General features: G+C 36.5%; 18 protein-coding genes. 10 read left to right on the forward strand and 8 right to left on the reverse strand.

What is annotated here, in order from left to right:
* The first annotated feature begins 14 nt into the window (after window positions 1-14).
* A complete protein-coding gene (locus tag ABD692_RS04510) occupies window positions 15-1,115 on the forward strand; it encodes a DNA alkylation repair protein (protein WP_344765310.1) in 1,101 nt (366 codons plus the stop codon).
* Here the strand turns inward: ABD692_RS04510 and ABD692_RS04515 are convergent.
* On the reverse strand, window positions 1,107-2,033 hold the full coding sequence (locus ABD692_RS04515) for an AraC family transcriptional regulator (RefSeq protein ID WP_344765312.1): 927 nt from the start codon (window positions 2,031-2,033) through the stop codon (window positions 1,107-1,109). The genes ABD692_RS04510 and ABD692_RS04515 overlap by 9 nt on opposite strands.
* Before the next feature lie 154 nt (window positions 2,034-2,187).
* Here ABD692_RS04515 and ABD692_RS04520 point away from each other — a divergent pair, with 154 nt between their 5' ends.
* The gene (locus ABD692_RS04520; protein WP_344765314.1) at window positions 2,188-3,693 is read left to right on the forward strand and encodes an aldehyde dehydrogenase family protein; all 1,506 of its coding nucleotides are present in this window, start codon (window positions 2,188-2,190) and stop codon (window positions 3,691-3,693) included.
* Between the two features lie 64 nt (window positions 3,694-3,757).
* Window positions 3,758-4,135, forward strand: a complete 378-nt coding sequence (locus ABD692_RS04525) for a DUF779 domain-containing protein (protein ID WP_344765316.1) — start codon at window positions 3,758-3,760, stop codon at window positions 4,133-4,135.
* 189 nt (window positions 4,136-4,324) lie between these two features.
* Here ABD692_RS04525 and ABD692_RS04530 read toward each other — a convergent pair whose 3' ends face one another.
* The 7 genes from ABD692_RS04530 to ABD692_RS04560 form a co-directional block, all read right to left on the reverse strand.
* The gene (locus ABD692_RS04530; RefSeq protein ID WP_344765318.1) at window positions 4,325-4,519 is read right to left on the reverse strand and encodes a hypothetical protein; all 195 of its coding nucleotides are present in this window, start codon (window positions 4,517-4,519) and stop codon (window positions 4,325-4,327) included.
* 358 nt (window positions 4,520-4,877) lie between these two features.
* On the reverse strand, window positions 4,878-5,069 hold the full coding sequence (locus tag ABD692_RS04535) for a hypothetical protein (protein WP_316763285.1): 192 nt from the start codon (window positions 5,067-5,069) through the stop codon (window positions 4,878-4,880).
* A 234-nt stretch (window positions 5,070-5,303) separates the two neighbouring features.
* Window positions 5,304-5,834 (reverse strand): DUF2911 domain-containing protein, encoded by a 531-nt coding sequence (locus tag ABD692_RS04540; RefSeq protein ID WP_316763288.1) that lies wholly within the window; start codon window positions 5,832-5,834, stop codon window positions 5,304-5,306.
* 35 nt (window positions 5,835-5,869) lie between these two features.
* Window positions 5,870-7,561, reverse strand: coding sequence for a sodium:solute symporter family protein (locus ABD692_RS04545; protein WP_344765322.1), 1,692 nt, complete (start codon window positions 7,559-7,561; stop codon window positions 5,870-5,872).
* Between the two features lie 101 nt (window positions 7,562-7,662).
* Window positions 7,663-10,131: a PIG-L family deacetylase gene (locus ABD692_RS04550; protein ID WP_344765324.1), complete on the reverse strand. Its 2,469-nt coding sequence runs from the start codon at window positions 10,129-10,131 to the stop codon at window positions 7,663-7,665.
* Between the two features lie 76 nt (window positions 10,132-10,207).
* Complete coding sequence (locus tag ABD692_RS04555; RefSeq protein WP_344765326.1) at window positions 10,208-11,317, reverse strand: M20/M25/M40 family metallo-hydrolase; 1,110 nt, start codon at window positions 11,315-11,317, stop codon at window positions 10,208-10,210.
* A 5-nt stretch (window positions 11,318-11,322) separates the two neighbouring features.
* Window positions 11,323-11,937, reverse strand: a complete 615-nt coding sequence (locus ABD692_RS04560) for an N-acetyltransferase (protein ID WP_344765328.1) — start codon at window positions 11,935-11,937, stop codon at window positions 11,323-11,325.
* A gap of 273 nt (window positions 11,938-12,210) precedes the next feature.
* Between ABD692_RS04560 and ABD692_RS04565 the strand changes: the two genes are divergently transcribed.
* The 7 genes from ABD692_RS04565 (at window position 12,211) to ABD692_RS04590 (ending at window position 21,538) form a co-directional block, all read left to right on the forward strand.
* Window positions 12,211-13,548, forward strand: coding sequence for a sigma-54-dependent transcriptional regulator (locus ABD692_RS04565; RefSeq protein ID WP_344765330.1), 1,338 nt, complete (start codon window positions 12,211-12,213; stop codon window positions 13,546-13,548).
* A 66-nt stretch (window positions 13,549-13,614) separates the two neighbouring features.
* Entirely contained in the window at window positions 13,615-15,195 is a 1,581-nt protein-coding gene (locus ABD692_RS04570; RefSeq protein WP_344765331.1) for a M1 family metallopeptidase, read from the forward strand.
* Window positions 15,196-15,539: 344 nt separating this feature from the next.
* Window positions 15,540-15,617 carry a K(+)-transporting ATPase subunit F gene (gene kdpF, locus ABD692_RS20925; RefSeq protein WP_410478693.1) on the forward strand — a complete coding sequence of 26 codons (78 nt, stop codon included), beginning with the start codon at window positions 15,540-15,542 and terminating at the stop codon, window positions 15,615-15,617.
* A 68-nt stretch (window positions 15,618-15,685) separates the two neighbouring features.
* Entirely contained in the window at window positions 15,686-17,404 is a 1,719-nt protein-coding gene (gene kdpA / locus ABD692_RS04575; protein WP_316763307.1) for a potassium-transporting ATPase subunit KdpA, read from the forward strand.
* A 124-nt stretch (window positions 17,405-17,528) separates the two neighbouring features.
* Complete coding sequence (gene kdpB, locus ABD692_RS04580; RefSeq protein WP_344765334.1) at window positions 17,529-19,556, forward strand: potassium-transporting ATPase subunit KdpB; 2,028 nt, start codon at window positions 17,529-17,531, stop codon at window positions 19,554-19,556.
* Window positions 19,557-19,723: 167 nt separating this feature from the next.
* Window positions 19,724-20,284: a K(+)-transporting ATPase subunit C gene (locus ABD692_RS04585; RefSeq protein WP_316763313.1), complete on the forward strand. Its 561-nt coding sequence runs from the start codon at window positions 19,724-19,726 to the stop codon at window positions 20,282-20,284.
* A gap of 183 nt (window positions 20,285-20,467) precedes the next feature.
* Window positions 20,468-21,538, forward strand: a complete 1,071-nt coding sequence (locus ABD692_RS04590; protein WP_344765337.1) for a porin — start codon at window positions 20,468-20,470, stop codon at window positions 21,536-21,538.
* Window positions 21,539-21,571 lie beyond the last annotated feature (33 nt).

Genomic DNA, 21,571 nt, shown 5'->3' on the forward strand with positions numbered 1-21,571 from the left:
TTCAATTTTGATGTATGAGTTACCTTCTAAAAGACCTTTATTCTCCTTTATTTTACGACAAATTATCGTCAGTTTTAGCGAAAACTATTCCTGCTTTTGACGAACAAAAATTCATCAGACTAATTTATGTTCCCGAATTTGATGCGAAGGAACTAAAGGAAAGAATGAAGCATACAACAAGAGTTTTAAATAATTTTATGCCTGCCGATTATGCAGAAAGCGTAAAACTGATTGAAAAAATAATTGCACAGTTAAGAATGGAAAGAATTGGCGAAGATTCTTTGCCTTATATGTTCATTCCCGATTACATCGAAACCTATGGTTTAAACGATTTTAAAAATTCGGTTAAGGCGTTGGAATTCACTACACAATTCACCAGCTGTGAGTTCGCGGTTCGTCCTTTTATTTTAAAATACGAACTGGATATGATTAGCGAAATGCAGAAATGGTCGAAACACGAAAACCACAAAGTGAGGAGATTGGCCAGCGAAGGAAGCCGACCACGCTTACCTTGGGCAATGGGAATTCCGTTTTTAAAGAAAGATCCATCATCAATACTGCCAATATTAGAAAACCTAAAGTGTGATGACTCTGAATATGTAAGAAGAAGTGTAGCAAATAGTATTAACGATATTGCGAAAGACCACCCTTCAATAGTTTTGGATCTAGCAAGCCGATGGTCGGGATTGAGCAAAGAAACCGATGCAATTGTAAAACATGGCAGTCGAACCCTTTTAAAACAAGGTCATGCAGAAATTTTAAAACATTATGGTTTAGATGATAAGGGAATTCATTTATCAGATTTTAAAGTTTTAACACCAGAAGTTAAAATCGGAGCGAATTTAGAGTTTTCCTTTTCTATTGAAAACACAAACGAAACCGAGCAAAAAGTAAGATTAGAATATGCCATTTACTATATGAAACAAAATGGCCAACTTGCTAAAAAAGTATTTAAAGTTTCTGAAAGACCTTATCCACCAGGAACGAAAATTGATGTTAACCGTAAACAGAAATTTGTATTGATAACAACCAGAAAGTTTTACTTGGGCAAACACCAAATTTCTATCATTATTAACGGAATAGAAAAAGACATTTCAATTTTTGAATTAGTGTAAAACAGAACTTAGAATTTTAGCTTGATAAGTTCCTGGTGTAATACCTTCGAGTTTTTTAAATGCTCGAATAAAATAATTGGCATCGCTAAAACCAAGTTCATAACTCACCGAAGTAATTTTAGCTGCTGGGTTTGCAAGCAATTCTTTGGCTTTGCTAATCTTTTCTGTTAAAATAAAATCGTTCGGACTAATACCCAGCTCTCTCTTAAAAAGTCGATAAAAAGTTGCACGGCTCATACAAGCCTTATCGGTTAAACCATCAATATTTATTTTTTCATTCAGATTTGATTTAATGTAATCGATAATATAAGCCATTGGATTTTGGTTAATATTATCGGGCGCATTATTCAACGCATATAAATTCTGGCTCTGCATAATCCTAACCAGCAATTCTTTTAATGTTAAATCGGCTAGCACATCTTTCTCAACCGATTTCTCCGAACAAATTTTAACAACCTTGTTAATCAGATAGGCAATTTCCTGATTATTTTGAAAATGGTATTGATCATAGTTCAGCACCCATTTATCTACCGTTCCTTCTTTCGGAAAAAACTCGTTTAAATAATTTATTGTTTTTTTTATCTGATCCTGATCAATAGCTAACGCAATGCATTGTGTTGGATTTTGATCTGTTGCTTCTGGAAAATCTATTTTCATTGTAACCGATGCAGGAACAATTACGGTTTGACCTGGATTATATTCAAAACCTTGCTTATCAAACAAATGCATAACCTTCTTTCCCCTTAGCATACTTGTAATTACAAAATCGTTAAAAGTTAATGGAACCATATAAGAGCGGGTATAAGTTTCAAAAACGTTCAATTCACAGCGTTCTAAAGTATAAGATGTTCTGTTTTCAACAAGCGTTTGTAAACTTTCCGTTTTGCTTAAGCTAACGGTATCTAATATATGTTGCATATCAATCTGGTTAGATTATTTACTTGATATTCAAATATAAGTCTATTTCAACAAGGTTACAAAGTCTGAAACAATAATGCTATCACTTGCTACGATTTCACTATCTATCGGCTGGCCTTTGGCCTTAGGTTTGTATTAACCAAATCTCATAATCATGGAAAATTTAATAAGCAAACCTAGCTTTAAAACCCATTACGATAATTTTATAGGCGGTAAATTTGTAGCGCCAGTAAAGGGAGTTTACTTCGATAACATTTCTCCTATCGATGGAAAAGTATTCACAAAAGCTGCCCGATCAAGCAAAGAAGACGTAGAGCTTGCGCTCGATGCCGCACATGAGGCTTTCAAAACCTGGAGCAAAAGTGCACCTACTTACCGCAGTAACATCTTATTAAAAATCGCTCAAAAAATCGAAGATAATTTAGAATATTTAGCTACGGTAGAAACCATTGATAATGGAAAAGCTGTCCGCGAAACATTAGCTGCTGACTTACCTTTAGTTGTTGATCACTTCAGGTATTTTGCTGGCGTAATAAGAGGCGATGAGGGAAGTATCTCTGAACATGACGAGCATACCGTAAGTATTGCTTTACACGAACCAATCGGTGTAGTGGCTCAAATTATACCATGGAATTTTCCTTTACTTATGGCAACCTGGAAAATTGCACCTGCCCTGGCTGCTGGCTGCTGTACCGTTGTAAAACCCGCTGAGCAAACTCCAGTGTCAATTATTATTTTAATGGAATTAATAGGCGATTTATTGCCTCCAGGTGTGCTAAATATTGTTAACGGCTATGGTATCGAAGTGGGTAAGCCTTTAGCTACTTCATCAAGAATTTCGAAAGTTGCCTTTACTGGAAGTACAACATCGGGGAGATTAATTATGCAATACGCAGCAGAAAATATTATTCCCTCTACGATGGAACTGGGCGGTAAATCGCCGAATATTTTCTTTGAATCTGTTGCCGATGCGGATGATGAATTTTTTGACAAAGCCATAGAAGGTGCTGTAATGTTTGCTTTAAATCAAGGAGAGATTTGTACTTGCCCTTCTCGTTTACTAATCCAGGAGAGTATTTACGATAAATTTATTGCTAAAGTAATTGAGCGCACTAAAGCTATTAAAACCCTACATCCGTTGGATAGAACAGGCATGATGGGTGCACAAACTTCGAACGAGCAGTATCAAAAAATACTTTCTTACTTAAAAATAGGCAAAGAAGAAGGCGCAGAAGTATTAGTTGGTGGCGAAGCAAATAAACTGGAAGGTGATTTATCTACTGGCTATTATATCGAACCAACCATTTTAAAAGGGCACAACAAAATGAGGGTTTTCCAGGAAGAAATTTTTGGGCCTGTTGTTTGTGTAACTACTTTTAAAACTGTTGATGAAGCAATAGAAATCGCAAATGATACGCTGTATGGTTTAGGTGCAGGTGTTTGGACGAGAGATGCACACGAGCTTTATCAAGTTCCAAGAGCGATTCAGGCGGGCCGTGTTTGGGTTAACCAATACCACGCTTATCCTGCACATGCACCGTTCGGTGGTTACAAAAAATCTGGCTTTGGTCGTGAGAATCATAAAATGATGTTAGACCATTATCGCAGTACTAAAAACATGTTAATTTCTTACGATAAAAATAAATTAGGTTTCTTTTAGGTCTGGGTTTATTAGGGATATCACGATTGTGATATCCTACTTTAAATATTTAAATTTAAAAAACATGACTAAAAGAATATTAGTAACTGAAAAAGCAGCTGAGGTTATAAAAAAACTTCAGACTGAATACGGACCATTAATGTTTCATCAAAGTGGTGGTTGTTGCGAAGGCTCTTATCCGCACTGTTTCGAAAAAGGTGGTTTTCTAATTGGCTCGAATGATGTTTGTATCGGCGAAATAGAAGGTTGTAAGTTTTATATGGCAGGCGATCAGTTTGAGTATTGGAAACACACCCAACTTACCTTAGATGCGATGGAAGGTAGAGCCGCAAGTTTTTCTTTAGAATCGACACTGGATGTTGGCTTTTTTATTGATTCTAGATTATTTACCGATAACGAACTTAAAGATTTAGAACCTTTAATTACCGAGGAAGAAGTTTAAAAAATCTCTGCTAAATTTAGAAGGGTAAACCGTATCTGGTATTTCTATGCTGATACTTGGGTTATATAGCCTTTATAAGTTTTCCAATCGCTATTTATTGTTTCTTCGGTCATCAATAAAATAATAATACCTTCTTCAAGTCCCTCTGGAGTCCAGTTATTTTTATATTTTCTTGCTTTGTAAACTTCTTTACCCCAACGAAAAAATGTATAAATTACTATCGGCAAATTGTTCTAATCCAAAAATTTCGAAACTGTGATTTAATTCTTTACTTTTTTGAACAAATAAATTCGGTATTAAAATCTCCGCTTCTTTTACTTTAAGGTAAACGTTTGTAGCATCACCATAATAACGTGTTCCTTCATTTTCAGAATAAGCAGACATTTTAATCATTAGTTTTTACCTGTTTTGAATACTTTAATTATTGCCCTAATACATTCCACGCTCTACCTTACTTTCTCCCCCCCACCAAGTGGAATATTTTTAGAGCAATAGCTAATAACATTTTCAATTAATTAGCTTCTTTGGTTTTATTGATACAAAGGAACAGACAATGCGTAAATAACTGCGATAATTCTTATGCTCAAAAACACAAAAATTGATTTAAGTTTCTGATACACTGATCATATGTGTATTTCGAAAAATCACAAAAAAAACAAAAAAACCACCATGAAAATTCATGGTGGCTAAATACTATTCATTGATGGTCTGCTATCTCAAATCAAAGCCGAGCTGAGATTTACTATAGTAAACCATACAGGCCGTGCGCATAATTACGCAATGAAGCAGAAACAGATTTCATTTTTTCTGGTAAAGGCCCCTTAACCTTGTAAGCTTCAGGATGCATTTCCAAAGGTAGATGTTCTTCCGTTTCTAAATTGTTTTTGTGAGTTAGCGTATCATTCTCGATTTGCTCTATTTTCAAAGGTGCCATGACTTAATGTTTTATACAATTAAATAACACGGTTAATTAAATAAGGTTTTTGTTATTGAAAGAAAAATAGTTTTTTACTCAGAAGTTACAATTTTATAGTTTATAGTATCGATTTAGCCTTTACTTTTATGAAAACCAATAAAATCATTAAAAATTACGCCATAGAAATTGGGGAAAAATTCAGGCAAAAAAAAATCCCGATAAATCGGGATTTTCCTTTCAAAAGAATTGAAATTATTTTATAGCTACTGGAACTGAAACTTTATCCCAATCCATTGTAAAACCACCTTTATTAACTCTATAAACTAAAGTTTCTTGCGTTGCCTTTAAAGCTTTAACTTTTACATCTACACGTAAAGCATCTTTAGCCTCTTCATATTTGTAAGCACCCCACTGTTTTGGTTCTTTGTTAAAAATAGCAGTCCACGTTCCACTTTCTTTAGGGATTAAGAAAAAACTGTATTTACCTGCTGGTAAAGCTTTACCTTGAACAGTAATGTTTTTATCTGTTTCGAAAGTTGTTGCTTCATTTGCTCCTGCACGCCAAACTGCATCGTATTTTTCAAGTCCACCCCAAATTTTACGTCCTTTTACTGATGGGCTGCTGTAAGCAATTGTGATTGTTGCATCTTTAACTTTGCCAGTTGCTGTTGCCGCTGGACTTGCCGGTGGAGCCGCAGGTTTTTTAGCTTCCTGTGCAAAAGCACTTACCGAAATTGTAACTGCTGTAAATAGCAATGCAATAGATTTTGTAATTGTTCTCATAGTATTATTTCTTATTTGAATTTGTTGTTTAAATCTTACGAATCTAATTCTTTAGCAGGATAAAATAATAATCCAATTGTCGAAAAAATTATTACTGCAACTGCGCCAATAATGTTTAGCCAAAGGAATGAAACGATATCCAATTTATAAACGGTAATAACAGCTATTTCTGATAGTATGGCTGAAATAAAAACATTTGGTCCCTTTATTTTTTTGAAATAGAAAGCAACCAGAAAAATACCTAAAATTGGCCCATAAAATAAAGAACCTAAAACATTTACAGCCTCGATAAGCGAACCCATTTGCGTAGCAAACATAGCAACTGCAATAGAGAAAATTCCCCACGCAAGTGTATGTAGTCTGCTATATCTAAGTTCGAGTTCATCATCGGGTTTATTCTTATTGAAAATTAAATGAACATCCTTTAAAGAACTCGATGCCAACGAATTTAAGGCCGCAGAAATAGAGCCCCAACTGGCCAGAAATATGACCGCGAAAAGTAAACCAATCATCCCAACGGGAAGTGTATTTTTAACAAAATAAAGAAAAATGTAATTGGTGTCGGTTTTTTCGGCATTGTAATTTGAACTATTAATCGCCTCCTCTACTTTGCCATGCAATGCCGCAACTTCTTTTTGTGTGGCTTTAAAACTTTCAATTGATTGATTTAATGAAGATGAATGATTTTCTTTTTTTGCCAGAATTTCTTTCGATTCTTTATTAAACCTTAGTTGCAAAGCCTGGTGTTCCTGTTCGAAAACAGCCGCCTGCGCTGGCTTGGTTTCTTTTAAATATTGATAAGAACGTTCGTTAAAGTAGATCGGGGCTGGTTTTAGCGAGAAAAATGCAAAAAGTAATGCTCCAATTAAAAGGATGGCAAACTGCATCGGTATTTTAACCAAACCGTTTAGCAACAACCCCATTTTGGCATTGGTATTATCTTTGGCCGTAATGTATCTCCCCACCTGACTTTGGTCTGTTCCGAAGTAAGAAAGCGCCAGAAAAAAACCACCAAATATTCCACTCCAAATATTGTATTTATCTTTCCAATCGAAATTTGTAGTGATTACATTTAGCTTTCCAGATTTTCCTGCAAGGTATAAGGCATCTTTAAAACCAATTCCGTTTGGCATATTTTGAACGAGCAGATAACCTGCAAAGGCCATGGTTCCTAAAATAATTAAAAACTGCAGCTTCTGCGTATGTGCAATGGCTTTAGCCCCACCTACGTAGGTATAAATTAAAAGTATTCCGCCAGTTAAAATATTAGTTAAATAAATGTTCCAGTTTAAAACACTTGATAAAATAATACTTGGTGCATAAATGCTAATTCCAGTCGACAATCCACGAGAAAAAAGGAAAAGCAGGGACGTGAGCACTCTTGTTTTCTTATCGAAACGATTTTCCAGATATTCATAAGCAGTATAAACGTTTAATCGCTGAAATATTGGAATAAAGGTTATGCAAATTACAATCATCGCCAAAGGCAAACCAAAATAATACTGTACGAAACGCATACCATCGGTGTAAGCCTGCCCAGGCGCAGATAGAAAGGTAATTGCACTAGCTTGCGTAGCCATAATACCCAACAGTACAATGTACCATGGCATTTTGCTATCTGCTTTTAAATAAGATTCATTGCTTTTTTGCCCGCGGCCAATAAAAACGCCGTAAGCAACAACAGCAAAAAGGGTGAAAACGAGAACAAACCAATCGATATTACTCATGCCCAAAATTTAGTAAACAGGTAATAAAACACGATTTGAAATAGTAAAGCCAACGCAAGTAAAACGTACCAGGTGTTCCAATTTTTGAGCTGATTTTTCATTTATTTGCCAGCCGATATGAAGTTAAAAAACAACCTTGCCGCACCTACATTACCCGCTGGTAATTGACGGAAAAATGCTAATGGCGTATAAATAAAATTACCTTTTCCGTATTTCGCGTATAATGTTGAGCCTTTGAGCGGTTCTTCTCCTGCATCATTCATTTCAAAAAGTGGCTCGTATTGATCATCCCATTTATCTGGGAAATAAGCGCCGCGTTCCTGCACCCAATTACTAAAATCTTCGGCTGTAATTTTATTTGGATAGTTTAAAAGTTTGTGATTTGGCACTAAAAATTTAACTGTAGCATTTTCTTCGGTAACCCTTTTGCCACCGATGTTGAAAGGGTAAATTCCAAAATCCTGCAAAGCCATATCTTGCGTGGTGTTGTATTGCATAACAATAGTACCGCCATTTTCTACGTAAGTTTTTAAAGCCGTTTGCCAGTTTTTGATTCTCTTTTCGGTATTGATTACACGAACGCCAGTTACAACAGCATCGTAAGAAGCCAATTTGGTCGGATTTAAAATGTCAGCTTCATTCAAAACATCAACTTGCAAACCTGCCTGTCTTAAAAATCCGGGAATTAAATCTCCAGCACCTTGAATATAGCCAATTCTTTTAGCCAATACTTTTACATCACCTTTTATTAACCAGGTTGTCGCTGGTACAAAATATTGTAATGATGGTAAATGTGGGTATTGAATTAATACTTGTCCTTTGTTAAACTCATTGCTTTCTGATGAAAAAACCGCTTCTAATTTATTTTGACTAGTTTTTATTTTGGCTAAATCTTCAGCAGGTATCAGAAAACTTTTAATGGTTACTGTATTTTCAGCCAGGTTAATTCCAGTAAAGGATTTGATTTCGGTATTACCGATTTTGAAACTCACTTTACCATAATTAATATTTTTGTTGGCTTTTAAACGCATTGTAACCGACAATGCCTCTTTTTCTTTAGCAAAATAAACAGGCTCTATAAAGCTTAAATCTAATGCTGGTACAATTCTAAGTTGCTCTACCACATCTCCTTTTACTGGGTCTAGTTTCTTAAAAGAAAGTGGCAACTTAACTGTAAATTTCTCGTTTTCAATTTTAAGCAACAAGGAAACATTAAGCGCAGATTCATTCTCAGCTAAACCAATTAAAGTATCGTTGGCTACACTAAAAGTAGCCGCATTTTTAGCTTGTTTCTCTAGCCAGTAAGGCTCCGTTATTGATGAATTTGCAGGGATTTGAATTTTACGTTCTATCGTTAACAAAGAATCGCCAGAAACTCTTCTATTCAAATTATCGGTTTGATTAATCCAGTTTACTTGTTCTAGTATTACAGGTTCGGATGACCTTGAAATCACGTTCAGGCGGAAATTATAACTGTTACCAGCAATGGCTTCAGCTTGGTTGGTAACAACCTCCCCCATAAAACCTGTGCAGCTTAAAATAATTTTATCAATGACTGCAAGTTTATCTTTTCTCAAGTTTACATCTTGCAGCGCAGCTATTCTTTTGCGGAGCATTAACAAACTATGTAAACTCTTATCAGGATGATTGTAATCGAAAGATAAGAGCACAATATCAATCAACTCATCAATATCGCCTACCCCTTTATCCGACCAATTCATTGGAATTCTATCGAACAACGAAATTTTGGCCACATCGCCCAAAACTGGAGAAAAATACTCTGTTCTTAAACCCGCTACAGACTGCGTTCCCGCACCCTGACTTTTATGTAAGCTTCTGCTTAAACCCGCCAATTCGCCATAGCCCATTCCTAATTGAGCATCATATTGGCCCACATTTACCTTTAACTGGCTTTCTGATGTGGTATTTGTAGCACCAAATCTAAACGTATTCCAAAGTAATCTTTTAGGTTGCCAAACATCAACATATTTTAACTGGCTTGGGAAAGCATTTTTATCACCCGCCAACTTAAAAGCTTTTTCGGCCACTACTGCAGATGCAGCGTGTTGCCCATGCCCAGCCGCAGCAGTTGGTGGAAAACGACAAATAATCACATCAGGACGGAATTTTCTGATCACCCAAACTACATCAGCAGTTATACTATCTGCATCCCACTGTTTAAAAGTATCGTCTGTATTTTTAGAAAAGCCAAAATCTATTGCACGGGTAAAAAATTGCTGTGCACCATCAAGTTTTCTCGCCTCTAAAAGTTCGTGAGTTCTGATTAAACCTAAAGCTGCGCCTTGCTCCGTACCTAAAAGATTTTGTCCCCCATCACCTCTTGTTAAAGATAAATACCCAGTTTCTACATTTTGCTCGTTTATTAACCAAGAAAGTAAGCCCGTATTCTCATCATCGGGATGAGCAGCCAGATATAGAACTTTTGGGATATGTTTAAGCGTTTTTAAGTCACGATAAATTTCTGAAGATTTTGCTGGTCTAACCTGTTGAGCTGAACTTGCAATAGAAAAAAAGCCAAACGTAAGAATGGCACTAATTACTTTAAACATACTATTTGCTTTGTTGCATCAAATATGCTTAAAAAGGTTTTATTTCAAGCGTTCGGAAACGAAAAAGGTACATAAATTATGTCGTTTTGTTAAAAACAGATTCTAACAAACGAATGTAGATGGTAATTCCTTCTTCAATTTCTTCAATCAAAACAAATTCATTAGCTGTATGTGACCGGGCAGATTCGCCAGGGCCCATTTTTACAGAAGGCATATCTAACCAACCCTGGTCGGAACTTGTTGGCGAAAGGTAGGTTTTCCTGCCCAAACTTAAGCCGCTAACCACCAATGGATGCAATAAATCAATATTTGATGGGCTTAAAATATTCGCTCGGACGTTAAATGTGCACATGGTGTGATTAATAATGGTATTCAAAATTTCCCTTGGGGTATAATTATGGTCGAATCTGATATCAACAGTAAAACTACATTCGCCTGGAACAATATTATGCTGCAAACCTGCATTAATCTGCGTAACCGTCATTTTTACGGGTTGAGGCAAATTATCCTCTATTGGAAAATTATAGTGCGAAAACCATTCAATATCTTTTATCGCTTTATATATCGCATTATCGCCTTCTTCTCTGGCTGCATGACCAGAACGCCCTTTAGAAATGCAATCAATTACCATCGAGCCCTTCTCTGCAATGGCCATTTGCATCCCTGTAGGCTCTCCAACAATTGCAAAAGCAATTGGTTCGAAATCGTTCATAATACTTTTTATACCATGCTCTCCCGAATTTTCTTCCTCAGCGGTGGCAGCTAAACAAAGATTAAATGGTAAGTCTTCCCGTTGCCAGAAATATGTAAAAACAGCTATTAACGAAACCAAAGATGCACCAGCATCATTACTTCCTAGACCATAAATCTTCTCATTTTCGATAATCGGTACGAATGGATTTAAGGTATATTGTTCATTGGGCTTAACAGTATCATGATGGGAATTTAATAATATGGTGGGCTTTGCAGCTGAATAAAATTTATTGTAGCACCAAATATTGTTGTGTTTACGAATGGTGTTAATGCCATGACTTATAAAGAAATTTTCAATTTCAGCTGCTGTTTCTTCCTCGGCTCCACTAAGAGATGGTAAAGAGATTAGTTTACTTAAAAGCGATATCGCTTCGTTGTATAGTTGGTTCAAATCTGGGTATTTTAAGCCTTGTTTTTCGGTTATGGTATTCATTTTTTTTAGTTTAAGGTTTGTAATGAGGCGTCTGAATTAAACTTTTCATTTTTTTGGATAGCTGAATCTTCCTGGCGATGGTTTTCGGGATTGTAAAGCATAGCAGTGCACAAGCAGTTACAATTTTTCTTGCGTTGAAGAATATCATAGTTAATACAGCTTTTGCAGCCTTCCCAGAATTTGAAATCATGGGTAATCTCTTCAAAGGTTACGGGTTCAAAACCAAGCGCACTATTCATTTTCATAATTGCAGTGCCAGAGGTGATACTGAATATTTTTGCTTTCGGATAAATGCGGCGAGACAATCGAAAAACACGATTTTTAATGCATTTTGCAACGCCAGAATTTCTGAATTTAGGCGCTACGATAAGTCCAGAATTTGACACGAAACTGCCATTTTCCCAAGTTTCGAGATAAGAGAAACCAACCCATTCGGCCGAGGAGCTTAAGGCAATAACAGCTTTACCGTTAATCATCTTTTCAACTACCGACTCAATGCTTCTTTTAGAAATTCCAGAACCACGGGCAATCGCCGAACTTTCTGTTTCCTTTATAATCTCATCTGCATAAACTGCATCTTCGGCAGTTGCAATGCGAACAAATATTAATTGATTATTCATTTTTATAAAATTTCGGCAGCAGTATATCAAACCAAATGCCTGCAGCAGAAGTTTATACCTAAAAATGCTTTAAAACACCTTAAGAAGGATAAAGAAAAAATGTAAATCATTATTTAGTTTAAAAAACACTTCCATATTGGAAATCTAATTTTCATTATGGAAAGCTTTTAAATTTTGAAGAAATGTTTAATGATGAACATCGGCAGCAGGCATTGATTTTCCTTTTTATTTTTAGAAATTTTTATCCTTAATATTGCGTGATAATTGAAACCTATGAATGGGATTGTACTCATCATTGATGATGAAAAGAAGATTTGCAGTTTACTTTCGAGGATTGTAGAGCTTGAAGGATTTAAAACATTACAGGCCAATACAGGTAAAGAAGGGATTAAACTTCTTAAAAACAATGACGTTAGTCTGGTAATTAGTGATGTAAAACTACCCGATGTAAACGGCGTTGCAATGGTTAAAGACATTAAAGCAATTAAGCCATTTGTTGAAATTATTAACCTTACCGCTTACGGAACAATTGCAGATGGTGTTTTAGCCATTAAAAACGGTGCTTTCGATTACTTGGTTAAAGGCGATGACAACGATAAAATTATTCCGCTGCTATACAAAGCAATGGAAAAAGCCAACCTGCAACAAAGAGTTTTCGATTTAGAACATAAAATTACGGGCAAACATAGTTTCAGCACCATTATCGGCCAATCAAAAGCTCTAAAAGAAGCGATAGATTTAGCTAAAAGAGTAAGCCAAACCGATACCACAGTTTTACTTTTAGGCGAAACTGGGACAGGCAAAGAAGTTTTTGCACAATCCATTCATTACGAAAGTCCCAGAGCATTAAAGCCTTTTGTAGCTTTAAATTGCAGTGGTTTTAGTCCTGAATTATTAGAAAGTGAGCTTTTTGGTTACAAGGCTGGCGCATTTACTGGCGCCAATAAAGATAAAAAAGGATTACTGGAGGAAGCGAACGGCGGCACTTTATTTTTGGATGAAATTGGGGAAATGAATCTCGATTTACAGGCAAAACTGTTGCGGGTTTTAGAAAATCAGAGTTTTATTAAAGTTGGCGATACCCATACACAACAGGTTAATGTGCGTATTTTGGCCGCTACAAATAAAGATTTAAAAGCTGATGCAACTAGCGGAAAGTTCCGTTCTGATTTGTATTACAGACTTTCGGTTTTTAGCATTATTTTACCTCCCCTACGCGATAGAAAAGGTGATATTCCAGCTTTGGCAAAACATTATCTAAAAGAATTTTCTGATAAGGTAAACCGATCAGCACTTAAAATTGATGACAATATATTATCGATTTTAACTGCACATCATTGGAAAGGCAATATCCGTGAGCTTAAAAATGTAATTGAGCGTTTGGTTATTTTATCAGATGGAAATCAGTTGATTAAATCGGCTTTGCCACCAGAATTTTTCGAGTTTACACCTTTAGAAAATAATTACAATCTTCAGCAAGTTGAAAAACAACACATTCAAAAGGTTTTAATTCATACTAAAGGCAACAAGACTGAAACTTCTAGATTATTGGGAATTGGCTTGACAACGCTCTACCGAAAAATAGAGGAATACGGAATTACAGAAATTTAATCTTAAAAAATCCGTTTAAATATAATGCCAATTAGGCGAAATAATTATTTTACAGAAAAATTAAATATGCAGAAGAGTTTTCTAACCATTTTACTATCCCTTATTTCAATTTCAATTTTTGCACAGCAAAATTATTTTCAACAGCACTTAACTTATAATATTGATGTCACTTTAAACGATAAAGACAAATCACTTAAATGTGCTGAAACGATTGTTTATAAGAATAATTCCCCATCAAGTTTAGAATTTATCTGGTTTCACATCTGGCCAAACGCCTACAAAAACGAATCGACGGCATTATTTCAGCAGATTAGAAATGATACTTCCCGTAAGGAAAAACTTAAAAATGTTGCGTATGGAAGTATTGATGGTTTAAATTTTAAGGTTGATGGCAAAACTGCTAAAACAGAAGCTCACCCGAATCCTCAATATATTGATATTGTGAAAGTTCTACTTCCAACGGCTTTAAAACCTGGCGACTCTATCACGATTTCGACTGATTTTAATGTGAAACTGCCTAGTTATTTTTCTCGTTCTGGCTATGCTGAAACCGAATTTATGGTTACTCAATGGTACCCGAAACCAGCCGTTTTTGATAAAGACGGCTGGCATGAATTTCCATACTTGGACATGGGCGAGTTTTACAGCGAATATGCAGATTATAAAGTGAACATCACGCTTCCATCTTCTTACGTTGTTGGTGCAACGGGCGTTTTGCAAAATGCTGATGAACTTCGTGCATACAAAACCATTGGCGCAAAAAATACATCAACGAGAGCAGGTAAACCTACGCTGTATGCTCCAGTAAATAAATCTGACACTAAAAAATTAACTTATTCGATAAATAATGTACCTGATTTTGCTTGGTTTGCTGATAAAGATTTGGTTATTCAATACGATACGGTAAAGCTGGCTTCAGGAAAAGTGGTTGATGCTTTTAGTTATTATCACAACAAAAAAAATACGCTTTGGGTAAACAGCATTGATTACATAAAAGATGCGACGAAGAAGTATAGTCAGTGGATTGGCGAGTACGAATACCCAGTTGTACAGGCTATTGAAGGACCTAAAAATAATTCGAGTGGCGGTATGGAATATCCAACGATTACGTTGATTACAAGTCCAGATGCAAAAAAAGAAACTTTAGATGGCGTAATTACACATGAAGTTGGTCACAATTGGTTTATGAGTATGTTGGGTAATAACGAAAGAATGCATACATGGCAAGATGAAGGTTTTAATACTTTTTACCAGTTTAGATACGAAGCTGAAAAATACAGATCGAATTCTATTTTTGGTGATGCCATTCCAGCGAAAATTAAAGAATTACCAGCAGATAAGTTTTTGGCTAGCATTTACGGTGCTTTAACTAATGTTCCGATGGAATCGGCTATCGATACCCCAGCTGCTGATTTTAAAACTTCAGAAGAATATGGTTTGATTTCTTATGCTAAGACCGCTTTATGGCTTTATATCCTAGAATCACAGATTGGTCAGGAAAAGTTTGATAAAGCATTTCAGGCATATTTTAGTGAATGGAAAAACAAACACCCTACACCTGCCGATTTCAAAGCTTCTTTTGAAAAATCTTTAGGGGTTAATTTAGATAAGTATTTTGAATTGTTAAATCAGAAAGGGAAGTTTTAAAGGAGCAGAAAAAAATAAAGATTAAAGCTGAAAGACCAAAGCTTAAGGCGAAAAGAAAAGCCGCCAAACTTTTCGAATACAATTTAACACTTCATCCCAAAACGATAAAAACCTTTCCAAAATGGAAAGGTTTTTTTTTGTCCAAAATTTTGATTCAGCACTAGAAACCAATCAAAACACTGTAAAACAATATTTTACGAAAACCAAATTTTCATCGGCACAAGAGTTGGCAATAGGCATTTCATAAATCAATAAGTTATGATCATAATCCTGTTTCTAATCCTAATCCTGCTCTGTTGGGCAACTTACCGATCTATCGATTGGTTCGAAAAAATCTAAAAAAAATGTTAGCACTATTAATCATCGCAATCGCCGTATTTATCTATATGATTTACGTGTTGATTAAACCAGAAAAATTTTAACGCAGTTGTCATGTTGAGCTTGTCGAAACATTAAGCACAACGACAATCATTTGTAAAAAACAAAAAAAATGAACACTGAATTAACAGGCATTATCGCCACATTCCTGCTCACCTTAATCATCGCCATCCCTTTGGGTAAATATTTGGCAAAGGTTTTTGCAGGGGAAAAAGTTTGGACTGACTTTTTAAAACCGCTTGAGAAAGTAATTTATAAACTTTCAGGCATCAATATTAAGGAGCAGATGAACTGGAAACAACATTTAAAAGCTTTGTTAACCATCAATATTTTATGGTTGATTTATGGCTTTTTTGTATTGATCTTTCAGGATAAGTTGCCTTTAAATCCTGACGGAAACCCTGGAATGACACCAGACCTAGCTTTTAACACCATCATTAGCTTTGTTGCCAATTGCAACTTGCAACATTACTCGGGCGAGAGCGGCGTGAGTTATTTAACGTTGCAATTTGTACTCATGTTTCTGCAATTTGTGAGCGCAGCAACAGGTATTGCAGCAGCTGTGGTGTTTTTTAAAGCTTTCAGAGATAAAACAGCTACACAGTTGGGCAACTTCTGGGAGTTTTTTGTAAAAGCAATGACTCGTTTGTTGTTGCCTTTATCAATTATTGTCGCATTGATTTTAACTTTTAGTGGTACGCCAGCCAGTTATGATGCGAAAGACCAATTTATTTCTCTTCAGGGTGATACCGTAAATGTTTCTCGAGGCCCTGCAGCACAAATGATTGCTATAAAACACTTGGGAACGAATGGTGGTGGGTATTTTGGTGCAAATTCTGCTCATCCATTCGAAAACCCAAGTTACTTGACCAACATGGTTGAAATCATTGCGCAAACCATTATTCCAATGGCGATGGTTATTGCTTTCGGGTATTTCATCCGTAGAAGGAAATTAGCCTGGACAATATTCGGGGTAATGACAATCGGTTTATTTATGCTGATGATTCCGACCTTAACTTCAGAATTAGGTGGGAATCCTGCTTTGGCCAAAATGGGCATATCGCAAACTACTGGTGCAATGGAAGGTAAAGAAGTACGCCTCGGACCAGCTGCCACAGCATACTGGAGTACATTAACCACAGTAATTTCTACAGGTTCGGTAAACGGAATGCATGATAGCACCATGCCATTAACAGGCTTATGGCAATTATTGGCCATGATGATAAACGCCATTTACGGCGGTTGCGGCGTTGGTTTATTAAATTATTTCATCTATCTGATTATCGCTGTATTTATTTCGGGCTTAATGGTGGGCAGAACGCCTGAGTTTTTAGGTCATAAGGTTGAAGCCAGGGAAATTAAAATCGCCGCCATTATCACTTTGTTAAGTCCGTTTTTAATTTTAGCGGGAACGGCTATTGCAAGTTATGTATTTACCAATCATGGCGATGCAGCCTGGGCTACCCAACCTAAAAACTGGTTAAATAATCCTGGTTTCCATGGTTTTTCAGAAATGCTTTACGAAGTCACTTCTTCAAATGCGAACAATGGCTCTGGCTTTGAAGGTTTAGGCGATAACAATGTATTCTGGAATGTGCTTACCGGTGTGATTATTTTCTTAGGTCGCTTCTTGCCAATCATTGGTCCGGTTGCTATTGCAGGTTTATTAGGCGCTAAAAAATTCATTCCAGAGTCTGCAGGAACCTTAAAAACGGATACCAAAACCTTTGCACTCATGACTTTTGCTGTGATTTTAGTACTTAATGCACTATCGTACTTTCCAGCGTTGGCTTTGGGGCCGCTGGCGGAATACTTTTCAATGCTCAAATAGATACAGCTGTCACATTGAGCCTGTCGAAATGATTCGGTGCTTCGACAAGCTCAGCATGACAAATTGCAAGATAAAAATCTGTGAAATCATTTTAATCTGTGAAATCACTTAATTAAAAATAGAAATGAAACCCAATAATAAATTATTCGAACCCGCTTTGGTGCAAACTGCATTAAAACAATCTTTCATCAAACTCGACCCACGGGTAATGGTTCGCAACCCTGTAATGTTTACCGTTGAAATTGGTACTTTGGTAATGGCTTACGTTACCGTGTACTCTTTTAGCAACAGCGGGCAAGGTTCTCCTTTGTATAATTTCTTCATCTTTTTAGTGCTTTTGTTAACGGTTTTGTTTGCCAATTTCGCAGAAGCAATAGCCGAAGCAAGAGGTAAAGCGCAAGCAGATAGTTTACGTAAAACGAGAGAAGAAACGCCTGCGAAACTACTTTTAGCTAATGGAACGATTGAAATCCGTTCGTCAAATCAATTAAAAAAAGGCGATGTTTTTGTTTGCGAAACTGGTGATACCATTCCAACAGATGGAGAGATTGTCGAAGGTATTGCAACCATAGATGAATCGGCGATTACGGGCGAATCTGCTCCAGTCATTCGCGAATCTGGTGGCGATAAATCTTCGGTAACTGGCGGAACAAAAGTTTTATCAGATGAGATAAAAGTGCAAGTGAGTACTGCTCCTGGCGAAAGCTTTTTAGATAAAATGATTGCTTTGGTTGAAGGGGCTTCTCGTCAAAAAACACCTAACGAAATTGCTCTAACCATCCTTTTAGCCAGTTTTACTTTGGTTTTCATTATCGTTTGCGTTACGTTGAAACCATTTGCTGATTACGCCAACACACCGATTACCATCGCGGCTTTAATTTCACTTTTCGTTTGTTTAATCCCGACAACTATTGGCGGTTTATTATCGGCCATTGGTATCGCTGGAATGGACCGAGCTTTAAGAGCAAACGTGATTACCAAATCGGGTAAGGCGGTAGAAACTGCTGGCGATATTGATGTTTTACTTTTGGATAAAACTGGAACGATAACCATCGGAAACCGTAAGGCAACCAACTTCTACCCCACCGCAGGCGTAATTATTAAAGATTTTACCGATGCTTGCGTGTTGAGTTCTTTAGCGGATGAAACGCCAGAAGGAAAATCAATTATTGAATTAGCGTCTGAACAAGGTTTCAAAAATTCAGGAACGCCACAAGGTTCCACATTTATCAAATTTACAGCTGAAACCCGTTCGAGCGGATTGGATACGGCCGATGGAAGGCGCATTAGGAAAGGTGCTTTTGATTCCATCAGAAATATCGTTGAAAAAGCTGGAAATATTTTCCCATCAGATATTGCAGACCTTGTAAAATCCATTGCAACGAATGGCGGAACACCTTTAGTGGTTTCAGAAAATGAAAAAGCTCTAGGCGTGATCGAGTTACAGGATATTATTAAACCAGGTATTAGCGAACGGTTCGAACGCTTAAGAAAAATGGGTGTAAAAACTGTAATGGTAACTGGCGATAATCCTTTAACCGCTAAATACATTGCCGAAAAAGCAGGTGTAGATGATTTTATCGCCGAAGCAAAACCTGAGGATAAAATGAATTACATTAAAGATGAGCAGGCTTTAGGAAAACTGGTTGCCATGATGGGCGATGGGACAAATGATGCCCCTGCACTTGCCCAGGCAGATGTTGGCGTGGCTATGAACAGCGGAACGCAGGCTGCAAAAGAGGCAGGCAACATGGTTGATTTGGATAACGACCCAACCAAATTAATTGAGATTGTAGAAATCGGGAAGCAACTTTTAATTACCCGTGGTACGCTTACTACTTTCTCCATCGCGAATGATGTGGCTAAGTATTTCGCAATCGTTCCTGCATTGTTTATTGCATCTATTCCAGCTTTGCAAAGTTTAAATATTATGGGTTTACATACGCCAGAAAGTGCAATTATGTCTGCGGTTATTTTCAATGCGATTATCATTCCCATTTTAATTCCGCTGGCGTTAAAAGGTGTGGCTTATAAACCGATTGGCGCTACTGCTTTACTACGTAGAAACTTATTTATTTATGGCATCGGAGGTGTTGTCGCTCCATTTATCGGCATCAAATTAATTGATTTAGTAATTGGGTTGTTTGTTTAAATGAACTTCAAATTGAGTTATCGAAATATGAATAGGTTCTTCGACAAGCTCAGAATAAAAAAATGGAAAGAATAAATCCTTCATAGACTTAAATGTCAGGTTGAGCCTGTTGAAAAGCAAATTAAGATTCTTCGACAGGCTCAAAATGACAAAATTAAAATATCATCATGAAAAAATACATCATACAATCGATACGCTTAACCTTAGTTTTAATCGTACTATTATGCATCATCTACCCGATTAGCATCGCATTAGCAAGCAAACTTTCTAACGGAAAAGGTAGTGGAGAAAAAATCACTAGAAACGGAAAAACCGTCGGCTACGAATTACTAGGTCAATCGTTCAACAAACCTGAATATTTCTGGGGTCGTCCATCGGCTGTTGGCTACAATGCAGCAGGTTCTGCTGGTTCTAACAAAGGCCCATCCAATCCAGATTATCTAAAAGAGGTTCAATCGAGAATTGATACCCTTTTGAAATACAACCCAGGGTTAAAAAAATCTGAAATTCCTGCCGATATGGTTACCGCTTCAGGAAGTGGTTTAGACCCAAATATTTCTGAGCAAGGTGCGGCAATTCAAATTACAAGAGTGGCAAAAGCCCGTAAAATTAACGAACAGAAAGTTAAAGAATTAGTAGCGATGAATACTTTAAAACCATTAATGGGTTTATTTGGACCATCATCAGTAAATGTATTGAAACTGAATTTAGCACTTGATAATTTGTAATTCGATAAGTCGTCACTGCGAGGTATGAAGCAATCTTAATGCTTTTGGTATTATAGCGATCGTTGTAGGGTTGCTTGGTGCCTCACAATGACACCGTCCTAACCGAAGTTTCTACAGAAAACCTAGTACTACTAATCGTTTGCAGATTCTTTGTTCCTCAGAATAACAAACATTAATAACATCATGAAAAAACTAATCACAATTATAACAACATTAACAGCAAGCTTAACCGCATTCGCTCAAGAAGAGCCAAAAGTAAAATTCTCTGGTTATTTAGAAACTTATTACGGCTACGATTTCAATAAACCCGCTGACCATAATCGCCCAGGCTTTATTTATTCTCACAACCGTGCGAACGAAGTAAACTTAAATTTAGGTTTCATCAAAGCGGCTTATGATAGTGGTTCAATCCGTGCGAATTTGGCCGTAATGGCTGGAACTTATGCCAACGCGAACTTAGCCGCTGAGCCTGGCGTCTTAAAGAATATTTTTGAAGCAAATGCAGGTGTTAAACTTTCCAAATCAGAAAATCTTTGGATAGATGCTGGTATTTTTTCATCGCACATTGGTTTTGAAGGGGCAATTTCTAAAGATTGCTGGGTATTAACCCGAAATATCGCATCAGAAAATACACCATATTATGAATCTGGAGCAAAAATTACCTATGGCACAAAAGATGGAAAATTAACAGCGACCCTACTCTACCTAAATGGATGGCAAAGAATTACCCGTGTAGATGGCAATAACAAACCCGCTGGCGGTTTACAATTAGCCTGGAAACCAACTGATAAAATCACGGTAAATTACAGCAATTATTTAGGAACTGAAGGTGCAGATTCTGTACGCGTGAACCGATTATACCACAATATTTATAGTGTATTTCAACTCACAAACGAATTTGGTATAACCCTTGGTTTCGATTATGGAACGCAGCAAAAAGTTAAAGGCAGCAGCGAGAAAAATGAAATTCTATCACCTGTCGCAATTGCTCAATATAAGTTCGCTCCGAAATGGGCCGTTGCTGGTAGATTCGAATATTATGAAGATAAAAATGGTATTTTTATTTCAACAGGAACGCCAAATGGTTTCAAAACAAAAGGCTATTCCTTAAACCTTGATTATTCGCCAATTTCAAACGCAATTATCCGTTTAGAAGGTAAAACATATGATAGCAAGGATAAAATTTTTACAAGAGAAAATAGCGCTTTGAATGCGAATACAACTTTAACAGCAAGTATAGCGGTAGCATTTTAATTGATGGATAAGGGAAGATGTCAAATGGATGAT

Origin of the sequence: Pedobacter ginsengiterrae (assembly GCF_039537385.1) — a bacterium.
Taxonomy (GTDB): domain Bacteria; phylum Bacteroidota; class Bacteroidia; order Sphingobacteriales; family Sphingobacteriaceae; genus Pedobacter; species Pedobacter ginsengiterrae.

Bases quoted from the DNA above. Each gene is read 5' to 3' on its own strand.
- kdpF (WP_410478693.1), top strand. From the start codon at position 15,540: ATGTTAGCACTATTAATCATCGCAATCGCCGTATTTATCTATATGATT.
- ABD692_RS04515 (WP_344765312.1), bottom strand. From the start codon at position 2,033: ATGCAACATATATTAGATACCGTTAGCTTAAGCAAAACGGAAAGTTTA.
- ABD692_RS04545 (WP_344765322.1), bottom strand. From the start codon at position 7,561: ATGAGTAATATCGATTGGTTTGTTCTCGTTTTCACCCTTTTTGCTGTT.
- ABD692_RS04585 (WP_316763313.1), top strand. From the start codon at position 19,724: ATGAAAAAATACATCATACAATCGATACGCTTAACCTTAGTTTTAATC.
- ABD692_RS04510 (WP_344765310.1), top strand. From the start codon at position 15: ATGAGTTACCTTCTAAAAGACCTTTATTCTCCTTTATTTTACGACAAA.
- ABD692_RS04520 (WP_344765314.1), top strand. From the start codon at position 2,188: ATGGAAAATTTAATAAGCAAACCTAGCTTTAAAACCCATTACGATAAT.
- ABD692_RS04540 (WP_316763288.1), bottom strand. From the start codon at position 5,834: ATGAGAACAATTACAAAATCTATTGCATTGCTATTTACAGCAGTTACA.
- ABD692_RS04565 (WP_344765330.1), top strand. From the start codon at position 12,211: ATGAATGGGATTGTACTCATCATTGATGATGAAAAGAAGATTTGCAGT.
- ABD692_RS04535 (WP_316763285.1), bottom strand. From the start codon at position 5,069: ATGGCACCTTTGAAAATAGAGCAAATCGAGAATGATACGCTAACTCAC.
- ABD692_RS04570 (WP_344765331.1), top strand. From the start codon at position 13,615: ATGCAGAAGAGTTTTCTAACCATTTTACTATCCCTTATTTCAATTTCA.
- kdpA (WP_316763307.1), top strand. From the start codon at position 15,686: ATGAACACTGAATTAACAGGCATTATCGCCACATTCCTGCTCACCTTA.
- ABD692_RS04560 (WP_344765328.1), bottom strand. From the start codon at position 11,937: ATGAATAATCAATTAATATTTGTTCGCATTGCAACTGCCGAAGATGCA.
- ABD692_RS04555 (WP_344765326.1), bottom strand. From the start codon at position 11,317: ATGAATACCATAACCGAAAAACAAGGCTTAAAATACCCAGATTTGAAC.
- ABD692_RS04525 (WP_344765316.1), top strand. From the start codon at position 3,758: ATGACTAAAAGAATATTAGTAACTGAAAAAGCAGCTGAGGTTATAAAA.
- ABD692_RS04530 (WP_344765318.1), bottom strand. From the start codon at position 4,519: ATGTCTGCTTATTCTGAAAATGAAGGAACACGTTATTATGGTGATGCT.
- ABD692_RS04550 (WP_344765324.1), bottom strand. From the start codon at position 10,131: ATGTTTAAAGTAATTAGTGCCATTCTTACGTTTGGCTTTTTTTCTATT.
- kdpB (WP_344765334.1), top strand. From the start codon at position 17,529: ATGAAACCCAATAATAAATTATTCGAACCCGCTTTGGTGCAAACTGCA.
- ABD692_RS04590 (WP_344765337.1), top strand. From the start codon at position 20,468: ATGAAAAAACTAATCACAATTATAACAACATTAACAGCAAGCTTAACC.